This is a genomic window from Coralloluteibacterium stylophorae, from assembly GCF_018122625.2.
Classification (GTDB): Bacteria; Pseudomonadota; Gammaproteobacteria; order Xanthomonadales; family Xanthomonadaceae; genus Coralloluteibacterium; species Coralloluteibacterium stylophorae.
This window is the reverse complement of the sequence record NZ_JAGQFT020000008.1, coordinates 52,570-66,364: the sequence shown is the minus strand read 5'-3', so window position 1 is coordinate 66,364 and position 13,795 is coordinate 52,570. Positions and strand designations below refer to the sequence as shown.

The 13,795-nt window shown below is 72.1% G+C and carries 14 protein-coding genes; 6 read left to right on the top strand and 8 right to left on the bottom strand.

Features of this window, described 5'->3' with window-relative positions; translation table 11 throughout:
- Positions 1–18 precede the first annotated feature (18 nt).
- Entirely contained in the window at positions 19–594 is a 576-nt protein-coding gene (gene mntP / locus KB893_RS12520; RefSeq protein WP_211925658.1) for a manganese efflux pump MntP, read from the top strand.
- A 6-nt stretch (positions 595–600) separates the two neighbouring features.
- Here mntP and KB893_RS12515 read toward each other — a convergent pair whose 3' ends face one another.
- Entirely contained in the window at positions 601–1,131 is a 531-nt protein-coding gene (locus KB893_RS12515; RefSeq protein ID WP_213173759.1) for a hypothetical protein, read from the bottom strand.
- 59 nt (positions 1,132–1,190) lie between these two features.
- Complete coding sequence (locus tag KB893_RS18425; protein WP_338026945.1) at positions 1,191–1,361, bottom strand: oxidoreductase-like domain-containing protein; 171 nt, start codon at positions 1,359–1,361, stop codon at positions 1,191–1,193.
- A 173-nt stretch (positions 1,362–1,534) separates the two neighbouring features.
- Between KB893_RS18425 and KB893_RS12505 the strand changes: the two genes are divergently transcribed.
- Positions 1,535–2,662 carry a mechanosensitive ion channel family protein gene (locus KB893_RS12505; protein ID WP_211927489.1) on the top strand — a complete coding sequence of 376 codons (1,128 nt, stop codon included), beginning with the start codon at positions 1,535–1,537 and terminating at the stop codon, positions 2,660–2,662.
- Positions 2,663–2,755: 93 nt separating this feature from the next.
- Positions 2,756–3,466: an MgtC/SapB family protein gene (locus KB893_RS12500; protein WP_213173758.1), complete on the top strand. Its 711-nt coding sequence runs from the start codon at positions 2,756–2,758 to the stop codon at positions 3,464–3,466.
- Positions 3,467–3,499: 33 nt separating this feature from the next.
- On the opposite strand, the gene KB893_RS12495 is transcribed toward KB893_RS12500, so the two are convergent.
- From KB893_RS12495 to KB893_RS12475, 5 genes are all read right to left on the bottom strand, one after another.
- Positions 3,500–4,060 carry a ferritin-like domain-containing protein gene (locus KB893_RS12495; RefSeq protein ID WP_211927487.1) on the bottom strand — a complete coding sequence of 187 codons (561 nt, stop codon included), beginning with the start codon at positions 4,058–4,060 and terminating at the stop codon, positions 3,500–3,502.
- A 167-nt stretch (positions 4,061–4,227) separates the two neighbouring features.
- Positions 4,228–6,711 carry a DNA topoisomerase I gene (locus KB893_RS12490; RefSeq protein ID WP_211927486.1) on the bottom strand — a complete coding sequence of 828 codons (2,484 nt, stop codon included), beginning with the start codon at positions 6,709–6,711 and terminating at the stop codon, positions 4,228–4,230.
- A gap of 238 nt (positions 6,712–6,949) precedes the next feature.
- Positions 6,950–7,426 (bottom strand): DUF494 family protein, encoded by a 477-nt coding sequence (locus KB893_RS12485; RefSeq protein WP_211927485.1) that lies wholly within the window; start codon positions 7,424–7,426, stop codon positions 6,950–6,952.
- Positions 7,426–8,631, bottom strand: a complete 1,206-nt coding sequence (gene dprA, locus KB893_RS12480; protein WP_211927484.1) for a DNA-processing protein DprA — start codon at positions 8,629–8,631, stop codon at positions 7,426–7,428. The genes KB893_RS12485 and dprA overlap by 1 nt, the downstream gene beginning before the upstream one ends.
- A gap of 84 nt (positions 8,632–8,715) precedes the next feature.
- The gene (locus KB893_RS12475) at positions 8,716–9,870 is read right to left on the bottom strand and encodes a LysM peptidoglycan-binding domain-containing protein (protein WP_211927483.1); all 1,155 of its coding nucleotides are present in this window, start codon (positions 9,868–9,870) and stop codon (positions 8,716–8,718) included.
- 136 nt (positions 9,871–10,006) lie between these two features.
- On the opposite strand from KB893_RS12475, the gene def reads away from it, so the two are divergent.
- The 3 genes from def (at position 10,007) to rsmB (ending at position 12,820) form a co-directional block, all read left to right on the top strand.
- On the top strand, positions 10,007–10,513 hold the full coding sequence (gene def, locus KB893_RS12470) for a peptide deformylase (protein WP_213173757.1): 507 nt from the start codon (positions 10,007–10,009) through the stop codon (positions 10,511–10,513).
- An 88-nt stretch (positions 10,514–10,601) separates the two neighbouring features.
- Entirely contained in the window at positions 10,602–11,525 is a 924-nt protein-coding gene (gene fmt, locus KB893_RS18420; RefSeq protein ID WP_246505648.1) for a methionyl-tRNA formyltransferase, read from the top strand.
- Positions 11,522–12,820, top strand: a complete 1,299-nt coding sequence (gene rsmB, locus KB893_RS12465; protein WP_338026944.1) for a 16S rRNA (cytosine(967)-C(5))-methyltransferase RsmB — start codon at positions 11,522–11,524, stop codon at positions 12,818–12,820. The genes fmt and rsmB overlap by 4 nt, the downstream gene beginning before the upstream one ends.
- A gap of 36 nt (positions 12,821–12,856) precedes the next feature.
- Here the strand turns inward: rsmB and KB893_RS12460 are convergent, their stop codons facing one another.
- Positions 12,857–13,783: a glycosyltransferase family protein gene (locus KB893_RS12460; protein ID WP_211926876.1), complete on the bottom strand. Its 927-nt coding sequence runs from the start codon at positions 13,781–13,783 to the stop codon at positions 12,857–12,859.
- Positions 13,784–13,795: the final 12 nt, after the last annotated feature.

Genomic DNA, 13,795 nt, shown 5'->3' with positions numbered 1-13,795 from the left:
CGCCCGCCGGATCCCGCAATGACACCTGTCTCCACGCTCCTGCTCGGTTTCGCGATGTCCACCGACGCCTTCGCCGCGGCGATCGGCAAGGGCACCGCCATGGCGGCGCCGCGTCTGCGCGAGGCGCTGCGCGCGGGCCTGATCTTCGGCGCGATCGAGGCGCTGACCCCGCTGCTGGGCTGGGCGCTCGGCAGCGTGGCGGCGCGTCACGCACGCGCCTGGGACCACTGGATCGCGTTCACCCTGCTCGCGGTTCTCGGCGCGCGGATGATCGTCGCGGCGCTGCGCGCCGAACCCGCCCCGGCGGAGGGGCCGCGCGCGCGCCCGCACTCGTTCTGGCTGCTGGCGGCCACGGCGGTGGCCACCAGCATCGACGCGCTCGCCGTCGGCGTGGGTCTGGCCTTCATGGATGTCGACGTCCTTGTCGCCGCCGCGGTGATCGGCGCGACGACCTTCGTCATGGTGACCCTGGGCATGATGCTCGGGCGCGCCCTCGGCGCCGTGGTCGGCCGCCGTGCCGAACTGGTCGGCGGCGTGGTGCTGATCGGGATGGGCAGCCTGATCCTGGTCCGCCATCTCGGCGGGTTCGCCTGAACCGCGCTACTCGAGCACCGGCTGCAGCGCGGCGTCGCTGATCCGCCAGCCTGCGCCGGACGGGTCGGCGGTGACGCGGTACCAGCCTTCGATGCGCCGCGATCCGCTGGCGGCCTGCACGCGCAGGCGGATCGGCACCTCGATGCTGCGCGGCGGCGTCTCCGCGTCCAGCGGCCGCGCGCGGCCGTTGCGGATCTGCGCCGAGCGCAGGTCGTCGATCGCGCGCAGGCTGCCGTCGCCGGCAGGGGCAGGCGGATGTCCGCCGACCCAGAAGCCGTCGGCCGCGGCCATGTCGCGCCGGGTCAGCGCCGCGAGATAGGCGTGCACGGTGGAGACCGCCGCCATCAGCGCGGTGGTGGTGCGTTCCTGCGCGAGCAGCGCCTGCGGGTCCGGCGCGGAAGCCGCGACCGGTTCGGCGGGCGCCGCCTGCTCCACGGTCGCCCCGGGCGCCGCGGCGGGCGGTTCGGGGGCGGGGTCGCGGCCACAGGAGCATCCCGCGAGGCACAGGCTGGCCAGCATCAACAGTCCGATCCGCATCGCACGCTCCCCGGTCGAGCCGCGGATCCTAGCGTGACGGGCTGCGGCGCGCGCGACGTTCAGTCCTCCGCCTCCGGGTGCCGCGCGCGCCATGCCGCCAGCGCCGCGCGGTACTCGGCCAGGGCCTCGGCGTGGAGATCGAAGATGCAGGGGTCGCAGCCGCTCTCGCAGCAGTCGCTGGGCAGCGGCTGCTCCGGCGGTTCGGGGCGGGGGTCGGAGGGAGACGGCACGGGGGCGTCGGCGCGGCTGACATGGACCGCGCACCGTAGCGCATCCCCCCGCCCGCGTCTTGACGTGGGCATCGCGTCGACGCGCACGCCTGCATCCTGTGGCGGTTGCCCGTCGCGCGGGCGCTGCGGTCGCGCCTGCCGCCACACACCGGGCGTTCGACGAAGGAGAGAGGATGAACTGGATCACCGACTACGAGGTGCTGGACAACACGCTCCTGGCGTGGATCACCGCGGCCGGCATCACCGTGCTCGCCCTGGCGGTCTTCATGGTCGTCAAGTGGGTGTTGATCAACCGCCTGGGCGCGCTGTCGAAGCACGCCGTGCACGACGTGTTCGCCTCGGTGGTGCACAGCCTGCGCGGCACGCGCATGTGGCTGCTGTTCTTCCCTGCGCTCAACTTCGGCGTGCAGGCGCTGGAACTGCCACCGCGCGCCTACGACATCGCCGGCAAGCTCGCCGCCGTCGCGCTGTTCGTGCAGATCGGCCTGTGGGGCATGCGCCAGATCAGCTTCTGGATCGACCGCTCGAAGGCGAAGGCGCAGGACACCAACATCGGCGCGGCCACCAGCCTGGGCGCGGTGAGCTTCATCGGCCAGGTGGTGCTGTGGTCGATCCTGCTGCTGGTGATCCTGCAGAACATGGGCGTGGACATCACCGCCCTGATCGCAGGTCTCGGCGTCGGCGGCATCGCGGTCGCGCTGGCCGTGCAGAACATCCTCGGCGACCTGTTCGCGTCGCTGTCGATCGTGATCGACAAGCCCTTCGTGATCGGCGACTTCGTCGTCGTCGGCGAGTACGCGGGCACGGTCGAGTACGTCGGCCTCAAGACCACGCGCCTGCGCAGCCTCTCGGGCGAGCAGCTGATCTTCTCCAACAGCGACATGCTCTCGACCCGGGTGCGCAACTACAAGCGCATGGAGACCCGGCGCATCGTGTTCGGTTTCGGCGTGCTGTATTCGACGCCGCACGCCAAGCTCGCCGGCATCCCGCAGACGGTGCGCGAGATCGTCGAGGCGCAGGAGCGGGCCAAGTTCGACCGCGCCCACTTCAAGGCCTTCGGCGAATCGTCCTACGACTTCGAGGTCGTCTACATCATGCAGGTGCCGGACTTCAACGCGTACATGGACGTGCAGCAGGAGATCAACCTCGAGCTGGTGCGCCGCTTCGGCGAGCAGGGCATCGACTTCGCGTTCCCGACCCGGACGCTGGACTTCCCCGGGGTCGTCAACATCCGCACCCTCCGCGACGACGACGGGGATGCGGAGACGGACGCCGCGGCGCAGGCGCAGGGCCGGCCCTGACGGTGCGCTCGCGCGGCGTTGATGGCGGCGGCGCTAGCGTGTGCCGACATCACGCCGCGCGTTGCGGCGCGTGAGCCCCGACGTCGCCGGACCATGTCGTTCTCCACCCTGCAGGAACAGTTCGCGCCGCTGCTGTGGCCGGTGCTCGGGAGCCTAGTCGCGGGCATCCTGATCGGGCTGGAGCGCGAGTACAAGGGCCGTCCCGCGGGGCTGCGCACGCACACCATGGTGTGCCTGGCCTCCAGCCTGCTGATGTTCGCGGCGACGCGCCAGGCCGAGTGGGACATCCATCTGGTCCCGGGCGAATCGATCGTCACCGACCCCACGCGCATGGCGCACGGCGTGCTGACCGGCATCGGCTTCCTGTGCGCCGGGGTGATCTTCCGCGAGGGCTTCTCGATCCGCGGGCTGACCACCGCCACCTCGCTGTGGATGACCGCCTCGCTCGGCCTGCTGTTCGGGGTCGGCATGCACGCGCCGGCCGTGCTCGGCACGGCGGCGGCGCTGGTGGTGCTGGCCGGCTTCCGCCTCGCCTACGCGGTGCTGCCGCGGCGCGAGACGGCGGAGGTCGAGGTGCGCGTGGACCGCGATGCGGCGCTGGACGCGCACGGACTCAAGGCACTGTTGGACGCAGCCGGCTTCGACGCCGCCGCCGTGCGCCAGCGCTGCGACCGCGAGGGACGCACGTTCGAGCTGCGCGTGCAGGTGCGCCGCCGCGGCCGCGTCGACACCGATGCCGTCGGCCGCGCCCTGCACGCGGCGCCGGAGGTGCGCGCCTACGACGTGCAGGCGCGCGAGGACTGACACGCGCCACCGCGCCCGGTCCCGCAGCGGGGCCTACACCGTCTCCGGTTCGCCGCACCCGCCCAGGTTGTCGAGCAGCTCGCTCATGTCGTCGGCGTGCTCCTCCTCGGTCGCGAGGATGTCCTCCATCATGCGCCGCGTGGTCGGATCGGCATCGCCGATGTACTGCACGATCTCGCGATAGGTGTCGATCGCGATGCGCTCGGCGACGAGATCCTCCCTGATCATGTCCACCAGGTTGGCGCCCTCGGCGTACTGCGAGTGCGAGCGGGTCAGCAGGCCCTCGGGCGAGAAGTCGGGGCGGCCGTCGAGCTGGGTGATGCGCTCGGCGATGCGGTCGGCATGCTCCTGTTCTTCCTGCGCATGCTCGGCGAACTCCGCCTTGGCGGTCTTGGCGTGGATGCCGGTGGCCATGAAGTAGTGGAACTTGTAGCGCAGCGTGCACACGATCTCGGTCGCCAGCGCCTCGTTGAGCAGCTTGAGCACGGTCTCGCGGTCGGCCCTGTAGCCCTCGGTGACGGCGCCGTTCTCGATGTGCTCGCGCGCGCGCCTGCGGATCGTCTCGATGTCGGTGAGGAACGGGGTGTCGCTCATGGTCTGCCTGCCTCGGATCGCCGTGGTGGGTGGCCGCGCCTGGCGACGCGGCGGCCTCATGCTAGGTGGCGTCCGGTACGGCCCCGTGAACGCGAAAGCCGCGCTGGGCGCGGCTTTCGGGGGGTGAGACGCGATCGCATCGGCAGGCGCGCGCCGCCGGCGCGGCCTCAGAACGGCAGGTCCTCCGGTGCCAGCGGCGCGGCCGGCTCGGCAACGTTCTTCCTGGTGCCCGTCTTCCGCGCGGCCTTCTTCGTGGCCGCCTTCTTCGCGGCCTTCTTCGTCGCGACCTTCTTTGCCGCCTTCTTGGCCGGCGCCTTCTTCGCCGCCGCCTTCCTGGTCGCGGCCTTGCGGCCGAAGCGCCGCACCGGCTTGCCGGTCTCCTCGAGGATCTGCTGGCATTCGGCCAGGGTCAGCGACGCCGGCTCGCGGTCCTTGGGGATCTTGCCGTTCTTCTCGCCGTCGGAGATGTAGGGCCCGAAGCGGCCGTTGAGCACCTGCATCGTCGAGCCGTCGAAGGACTTGATGATGCGGTTGCGCGCGATCTCCTCCTTCTCCTCGATCAGGAACAGCGCCCGCGCGAGGTCGACGGTGTAGGGGTCGTCCTCCTTCGTCAGCGAGGCGTAGGTGCTGCCGCGCTTGGCGAAAGGCCCGAAGCGGCCGATGCCGACCGTGACGGGCTCGCCCTTGTCCTCGCCGAGCGTGCGCGGCAGCAGGAACAGGTCGAGCGCCTCCTCGAGCGTGAGCGTGTGCATGCTCTGGCCCGGGCGCAGCGAGGCGAAGGCCGGCTTCTCCTCGTCCTCCTTGGTCCCGATCTGCGCGAACGGCCCGAAGCGGCCGAGGCGGACGCTCACCGGCTTGCCGCTCTTGGGGTCGGTGCCCAGCTCGCGCGCGCCGGTGGCCTCGGACTTGTCGACCGTCTCGATCTTCTCGTCGACGGTGGACTTGAACGGCTTCCAGAAGCGCTCCAGCAGCGGCACCCACTCCTCCTCGCCGCGCGAGACGGCATCGAGCTCGTCCTCGAGGTGCGCGGTGAAGTCGTAGTCGACGTACTGGCTGAAATGGCCGGAGAGGAACTTGGCCACCGCGCGACCGACGTCCGAGGGCTTGAAGCGGCGGTTGTCGAGGAACACGTACTCGCGGTTCTGCAGCACCTGGATGATGCTGGCGTAGGTCGAGGGGCGCCCGATGCCGTACTCCTCCAGCGCCTTGACCAGCGAGGCCTCCGAATAGCGCGGCGGCGGCTCGGTGAAGTGCTGGGCGATCTGGATCGCGCCGAGCGGGATGCGGTCGCCGGGCTTGAGCTGCGGCAGCTTGCGGCCCTGCTCGTCGTCCTCGGCGCCCTTCTGGTCCTTGCCTTCCTCGTAGACGGCGAGGAAGCCGGGGTCGACGACGGTGGTGCCGGTCGCGCGGAAGGCGTGCTCGGCGCTGCAGGCCAGCTCCACCGACACGGTATTGAGCGTGGCCGGCACCATCTGCGAGGCCACGGTCCGCTTCCAGATCAGTTCGTAGAGCTTGAGGCCGTCGGCGTCGAGGTACTTCGCCACCGAGCCCGGCGTGCGCAGCGCCGAGGTCGGGCGGATGCCTTCGTGCGCTTCCTGCGCGTTCTTGGACTTGGTCTGGTAGACGTTGGGCTGGTCCGGCACCGCCTGGGTGCCGAAGTCGCGGGCGATCACGTCGCGCAGCTCGGCCACCGCCTCCTGCGACAGGCTGACCGAGTCGGTACGCATGTAGGTGATCAGGCCGACGGTGCCCTCGTCGCCGAGCGCCACGCCCTCGTACAGCTTCTGCGCCACGCGCATGGTGCGCGAGGTGGTGAAGCCGAGCTTGCGCGAGGCCTCCTGCTGCAGGGTCGAGGTGATGAAGGGTGCGGCCGGGCGGCGCTTGCGCTGCTTGGAGTCGACGTCGGTGACCGCGAGCACCCCGCTGGCCGCGGCCAGCAGGCGCCTGCGCGCGGATTCGGCGGTCTCGCCGTCGGTGATCGTGAACTGCTGGAACTTCTCGTTGTCGAGCTTGACCAGGCGCGCGCCGAAGGGCTGCGCGGGATGCTGGCAGTCGGCGTCCACCGACCAGTACTCGCGCGGGACGAAGGCCTCGATCTCCTCCTCGCGTTCGACGATCATGCGCAGCGCCGGCGACTGCACACGGCCGGCCGACAGCCCGCGCTGCACCTTGCGCCACAGCACCGGCGACAGGTTGAAGCCGACCAGGTAGTCCAGCGCACGCCGCGCCTGCTGCGCGTTGACCAGGTCGTAGGAGATCTGCCGCGGATGCGCGACCGCATCCTTGATCGCGCGCGGGGTGATCTCGCTGAACACCACGCGGTAGAGATGCTTGCCTTCGAGCAGGCCGCGCTCCTTCAGGATCTCGGCGACGTGCCAGCTGATCGCCTCGCCCTCGCGGTCCGGGTCGGTGGCGAGATAGAGCGCGTCGGCGGATCGGGCGGCCTTGGCGATCGCATCGACGTGGCGCTCGTTGCGCTCGATCAGGTCGTAGCGCATGGCGAAGCCGTGCGCGGTGTCGACCGCACCCTCCTTCGGCACCAGATCGCGCACGTGGCCGTAGGAGGCGAGCACGTGGAAATCGCTGCCGAGGTACTTGTTGATCGTCTTGGCCTTGGCGGGCGACTCGACGATGAGGAGGTTCTTGGCCATGGTCCGGGGATGCTCTGCACGCACAGGCGTGTGCGACGCGTAAAGAAACCGAGGCCCGCGACGTGCGCGGGCCGGATGCTTTTTTCAAGGGACACCAGCCCTGCGCGGACTGTCAAGCGCGCCGCTGGCGGGCCGGCAGTGTACGCGCGACGCCGACGCCGCGCGCGACGGCGCACGGGAGGGGCGGACGGCGCCATCGGAGCCGCGGCGCGATGCGGCCGCGGCGGGTGCGCCGGCGTCAGTGCACCGGCTCGGGCGCGTCCTCGAACATCTGGCTCTCCATCCAGGCGTAGGCGGCCTCGGAGCCGGGCTGGTTGAACAGCACCATCAGCACGACCCACTTGAGGTCGTCGAGATCCACCTCGTCCTGGTCGAGCGCCATGACCCGGTCGAGCACCAGCTCGCGCTGGTCGGCGTCGAGCACGCCGGTGGCCTCCAGGAACATCAGGAAGCCGCGGCACTCCACGTCCAGCCGCGCCAGTTCCGGCTCGGCGTACACGCGCACCGGCGCATCCGGGCGCGCCACGTGCGGCGCGCTCGGGCGCTGGCTGGCGAGCGCGTCGAGCCAGTCGAAGGCCTTGCTGATCTCTGTCGGGGAGAAGCCGGCCTGGAGCAGGCCGTTCTGGAGCGAGTCGCGGTCACGGACCGCGTCCGTGCCTTCGGTGAAGTAGTGTTCGAACAGGTAGAGCAGTACGTCGAGGATGGTCTCTTTCATCAACCTCTGCCTGCGCCCGGAGGCGCCGCGGTGGGATGCGGGGGCGCGTCGAAGCGGGCATCGAGGCGTGTCCCCTGGGAATGGCGGCGGTAGCGCCCGTGTTCACAGGCGATCAGGGCCGCCATTTCCATGCGCAGCAGGATGGCGGAGGTGGCAGGGACCGTCAATCCCGCGCGCTCGGCGATCACGTCCAGCGGCACCGGGTCGAAGCCGATCGCGGCCAGCAGCGGCGCCATGTCGGGGTCCGGCGGCACCGCAGCGGGGACGCTGCGTTCCGGAGCGGATCGAGGGGCGGCGTCCTCCGCCAGGCGGCCCCGCAGGGCCTCGGCGAGCTCGGCCGCGGTGGCGCCCAGGCCCTCGATCACCTCGCCGGGCGACTCGACCAGGGCCACGCCCTGGCGGATCAGGCGGTGGCAGCCGCGGGCGAGCGGATTGTGGATCGAGCCGGGGATGGCGAAGACCTCGCGCCCGAGTTCGCCGGCCAGCCGCGCGGTGATCAGCGCGCCGCTGCGCTCGGCCGCCTCGACCACCAGCACGCCCAGGGCCAGGCCGGCGATGATCCGGTTGCGCGCGGGGAAGTGCGGGCGCAGGGGCGGCGTTCCCGGCGGGTGCTCGCTGACCACGGTGCCGGCGGCGGCGATCTCGGCCTGCAACCCGGCATGGCTGCGGGGGTAGGCGAGGTCGGGACCGGTGCCGAGCACGGCCGTGGTGTGACCACCGGTGTCCAGCGCGCCGCGGTGCGCGGCGGCATCGATGCCGGCGGCGAGGCCGCTGGTCACCGCGAGTCCGGCGCTGGCGAAGGCGCGGGCGAAGCGGCGGGCGATGTCGCGGCCGTCGGCGCTGGCGTGGCGGCTGCCGACCACGGCGACCTGTGGCCGCCACAGCGCATCCACGTCGCCGACGACGAACAGGGCGGCGGGTGCATCGGGCAGGCGCCGCAGCAGGGCGGGGTAGTCGGGATCGTCCCAGCCGATCAGATGGTGGCCGGCCGCCTGCAGCCAGGCCTCCGCGGCCGCGAGACGGTCAGGGTCCGGCCGGGCCAGCGCCTCCCGCGCGGGCGCGCGGACACCGGCGGCGCGCCAGGCGGCGGCGCCCGCCGCGAGCGCCGCGCCGGCGTCGCCATGGGTGTCGAGCAGCCGGCGCAGCGCCGCCGGCGCGATCCGCGCGTGCAGCAGCCTGAGCCAGGCGAGGTGCCGTGCTTCCATGTCGCGACGTCTCCCGTCCGTGGGAAAACGAAACGCGGCGCCCCGTCTCCGGAGCGCCGCGGGGTCATCCGGCGCGGGTCGCGCTCAGCGCGTCGCGTCGGGGTGCTTCAGGACGTAGCCGACCTCGACCTGCTTGATGCTGTCCATGATCAGGCCGTAGCTCACCGTGTCGAAGGTGCGGAACACCATCACGGTGCCGGCGTACTCGTCGGGCAGGCGCACGCGGTCGTTGTCGGCGGCCAGCGGGTTGCTGTGGGAGACGCCGTCGGCCTGCATGCTGCCGATCCGCCAGAGCGAGAACACGGTGCCGTTGTCGATGCCGTCGGCGCTGCCGGCCGAGAGCGCGACGACCTGGCGCGGGCCGGCGCCGAACATCCCGTCGGCCACCGCCAGCACCTGGAACTTGCCGTAGGCGGCCTCGACCACCTCCGGGCCCGGCGCATGCGGGAAGAACTGCAGGTCGAAGGGCTGCGGGTCGAGCGGCACGATACGGTCGCCGATGCGGACCTCGCGGCCCTCGTCGAGCAGGACCAGGGTCGAGGCCTCGATGCCGCCGCCCTCGCCGCGGGTGACCTGCGCCGAGGTCAGGTGCATCAGCTCGATGCCCAGGGCCTCGCGGTTCTTGCCGTAGTTGACGTCGTGCCAGATCGCCGACCAGTTGCGGGCGAACTCGTCGCCGCGGAAGTCGAGATCGTTGCTGCGGAGCATGAACGAGCCGCCGGCCTTGCGCTCGGCGCGGGTATAGCGCTGGGTCGGGCGCACGATCGAATACATCTGGCCCGGCTGCGCGTCCGGAAGGCCACGCACGTAGGCGACCTGGCCGGCGGCGCTGCGCAGGCGATCCTCCTCGAGGCCGACCACGTAGGGCAGGCCCTCGATCGAGTCGACCACGCTGAGCTTGCGCAGGAAAGGCTCGATCTCCGACAGCGGCACCGCGTCGATCACCGGTTCGGTGCGCGGGCCCGGATCGATGCGCGCCTGCGGCTGGCCATTGAGATAGGCCAGGCTGATCCGGTCGCCCGGATAGATCAGGTGCGGATTCTCGATCTGCGGGTTGGCCTGCCAGATCTCCGGCCACAGCCAGGGCTTCTGCAGGAAGGTCGCGGCGATGTCCCACAGCGTGTCGCCGCGCTTGACGACGTAGACGTCCGGATGGGCGCGGCGCGCTTCCTGGGCGACGGCGAAGGTGGCAACGGTGACGGCGGCTGCAGCGCAGACCGCAAGAACCCGCTTAAGCATGGTGGCTATCTACCTGATTTCCCCGGACAGGCGCGGGAACTATAGACCAAACTCCGCACCGCGCCATCGCGCGGGTGGAGATAGAATGTGACCCACGTCCACTTGTGATCGCTTCGCGCGCATCCATCTCCCCGCCATGGCCAAGCTGACCATTCTGGAATTCCCCGATCCGCGCCTGCGTACTGTCGCCCAGACGGTCGACAAAGTCGATGACGCCCTGCGCGCTTTGATCGACGACATGTTCGAGACCATGTACGCCGCGCCCGGCATCGGCCTGGCCGCGACCCAGGTCGACGTGCACAGGCGCCTACTCGTGCTCGACGTCTCCGAAGGCAAGGACCAGCCCATGGTCTTCATCAATCCGGAGATCACCGCCACCGATGGCGCGCAGGTCTGCGAGGAAGGCTGTCTCTCGGTGCCCGGCATCTATGCCGAGGTCAAGCGCGCCGACCGCATCCACGTACGCGCCCTGGGCCGCGACGGCCAGCCGTTCGAGATCGACGCCGAGGGGCTGCTGGCGGTGTGCATCCAGCACGAGATGGACCACCTCGCCGGCAAGCTCTTCGTCGACTACCTCTCGCCGCTCAAGCGCGAGATGGTCAAGCGCAAGCTCGCCAAGTCCAAGCGCGGCGCCGCCGCCTGAGGGCTGCGCGCCTCGCCCCCCTGCGCCGCGCGGTCCATCCGCGCGGCGTTTTCGTTTCATGCGTCGCAAGGAATCGCCGATGGCCGCACTGCGCATCGTGTTCGCGGGCACGCCCGAGTTCGCCGTTCCCGCCCTCGAGGCCTGCTGGACCCGAGGTGGCGAAGTGGTCGCCGTCTACACCCAGCCCGACCGCCCGGCCGGCCGGGGGCGCCAGCCGACCGCGTCGCCGGTCAAGCAGCTCGCACTGAAGCACGGCCTGCCGGTGCGCCAGCCGGAGAACCTGAAGTCGGCCGCGGAGCAGGACGCGCTGCGTGCGCTCGCGCCCGACGTGATGGTGGTGGTGGCCTATGGGCTGATCCTGCCGAAGGCGGTGCTGGCGATCCCGCGCCTGGGCTGCCTCAACGTGCACGCCTCGCTGCTGCCGCGCTGGCGCGGCGCCGCGCCGATCCAGCGCGCGATCGAGGCCGGCGACGCCGAGACCGGCGTCGGCCTGATGCAGATGGAGGCCGGCCTCGACACCGGACCGGTGCTGCTGGAGAAGCGCATCCCGATCGCCGTCGACGACACCGCCGGCACGCTGCACGACCGGCTCTCGGCGCTGGGCGCCGAGGTCCTCGGCGACGGCCTGACCCTGCTGCGCGCTGGCATGCGTCCCGCCGCGCGGCCGCAGCCCGCGGCCGGAGTCACCTACGCGCACAAGCTCGACAAGGCCGAGGCGCGCCTGGATTGGACGCAGCCGGCGGCGGTGCTCGCGCGGCGGGTGCGCGCCTTCCATCCGTGGCCGGTTGCCGAGGCCGACCTCGGCGGCGAGCGCATCCGCATCCATGCCGCGACGGTGCTGCCGGGCGCGGCGGGCGCGACGCCGGGTGTGCTGGTCGCCGCCGGGCGCGACGGGCTGGACGTCGCCACCGGCGACGGCGTGCTGCGGATCCTGCGCCTGCAGCGGCCCGGCGGGCGGCCGGTGGACGCGCGCGACTACCTCAATGCCCGCGCCGGGCTGCGCAGCGCGTGACGCCGGGAGCCGCCCCGCGCGCGCTGGCTGCGCGCATCCTCGCCGCCGTCCTTGGCGGCCGTTCGCTGAAGGCGGAACTGGCGGCGCGGCTGGACACCCTGCGCGATCCGCGGGACCGCGCCCTGGTGGAGGCGATGTGCTTCGCGGCGCTGCGCCGGCATCCGCGCTACGCCCACGTCCTGTCGACCTGGATGGCCAAGCCGCTGGGTCGCGCCGACGCGCAGGTGCAGGCCCTGCTGGTGCTCGGCCTGGCCCAGCTGGATGCGCTGGCGATGCCGCCGCACGCGGCCATCGCCGCCACCGCCGAAGCCGCGCGGCTCCTGGATCGTCCGCGCCATGTCGGCCTGGTGAACGCGCTGCTGCGGCGGGCCACGCGCGAACCGCTGCCGGCGTCCGCCGACCCCGCGGTCGCCAGCGCGCATCCGCGCTGGCTGCTGGACGCGCTGCAGGCCGACTGGGGCGCCGATGCGGCGGCGATCGTCGAAGCCAACCGGGCGCCGGCGCCGATGTGGCTGCGGGTCAACGCGCGCCGGGTCGGGCGCGACGCCTACCGGCAGCGGCTCGCCGACGCGGGCATCGAGGCCGCGCCGGCCGCGGAGCTCGGCGACGCGCTGGTGCTGGCCGAGCCGCTCGCGCCCACGCGGCTGCCGGACTGGGGCGAGGGCCATGTCTCGGTGCAGGACGGATCGGCGCAACAGGTGGCGGACGCGCTGGAGGTGGCCGACGGCACGCGCGTGCTGGACGCCTGCGCCGCGCCCGGGGGCAAGGCCGCGCACCTGCTCGAGCGGGCGCGGGTGGCGCTGACCGCGCTCGACGTCGACGCACAGCGCGTGCGCCGGATCGGCAGCGGGCTCGAACGCCTGGGCCTGGCTGCGGGCGTCGACCTGCGCACGGCCGACGCCGCGGACCCCACTGCCTGGTGGGACGGCGAGCCCTACGACGCGGTGCTGCTCGACGCGCCCTGCTCGGCGACGGGCGTGGTGCGGCGCCAGCCGGACATCCTCGTCCATCGCCGCGCCCGCGACATCGACGCCGTCGTCGCCCTGCAGGCACGGCTGCTGGATGCGCTGTGGCCGACGCTGCGCGTCGGCGGTCGGCTGCTGTACGCGACCTGCTCGGTGCTGCGGCGGGAGAACGCGCTGCAGGTCGAGGCCTTCCTCGCGCACACGCCGCGGATGCGCGCGGTGCCGCTGGACGCGCGCTTCGGGCGCGCCGACGGGCCCGGCCGCCAGCGGCTGCCCGGCGAGCATGGGATGGACGGCTTCTTCTATGCGCTGATGCAGCGCGTCGACTGATGCCTGGCGGGTCGGCCGGAGCGGCCGCGTCCCGGCTCAGTCCCTGCCGTACTTGAGCTGGAAGGCCAGCTTCCTGAACGCGCCGAGGAGCTTGTTGCGCTCCCACGCGCGGTCGGCCTCGAGCCTGCGGATCGCGCGGCGGCGCGCGCGGAAGCGTTCGAGCAGCCGGCGGTGCGGCACGAAGCCGCGCGCCTGGTCGTAGCGCCTGAGGCTGGCGGCATCGCCGCCGCTGCCGTCGGTGGCCAGGCCGAGCTCGACCAGGAACGAAGGCCGCAGGTAGCCGAGCCGAACTTCCTCCTCCAGGTCGGCGCGCGCGAGCGCGCCGGTCTCCAGCATCAGCCGGATCTCGTCCGCCCACAGCCCGCCGTGCGGATGGCCGGGCTCGACCCAGGGCTGGGTGCGGATCTCGGTGTAGTGGAGGTTGCGGGTGCGCGCCGGGTCGTAGTGGTCGAGGTCGTTCCAGCCGCTCGGGATCAGCTCGCGCATGTCGCCCTCGGCGAGCAGCGGGTCGATCGCCATCAGCGCGTTGTAGTCGTAGCGCGTGCCCAGCCCGGCGACGATCTCGTCGACCCGCCACGGCAGCCGCGCGCAGTCCATCAGCATCACCGCGGCGTGCTTGCCCCAGTCGGCCTGGTCGCGCGAGCCGATCTCGATGGCGATGCGCGCGCCGTCGAGCGGCGTGTCCCACAGCTCGCCGATGTCGCGGAACACCAGCATGTCCGAATCCATGTACACCGCGTGCCCGGCGTGGCCGCACATCGCGGGGATCGCGAAGCGGCCGAAGCTGAACTCGGTGTACGGCGCGTAGCGCGGGTCGTCGACGGCGGGCGCCAGCGCGTTGTCGATGATCGCGATCTCGACCGCGCGCGCGGTGTGGCGCCGGATCGAGTGCGACAGCACGCGGAAGGGCAGCTGCTGGCTGCGGTCGGCGCCGCAGAAGATGCGGATGGGGTCGGCGTTCATGCGCCAAGGATA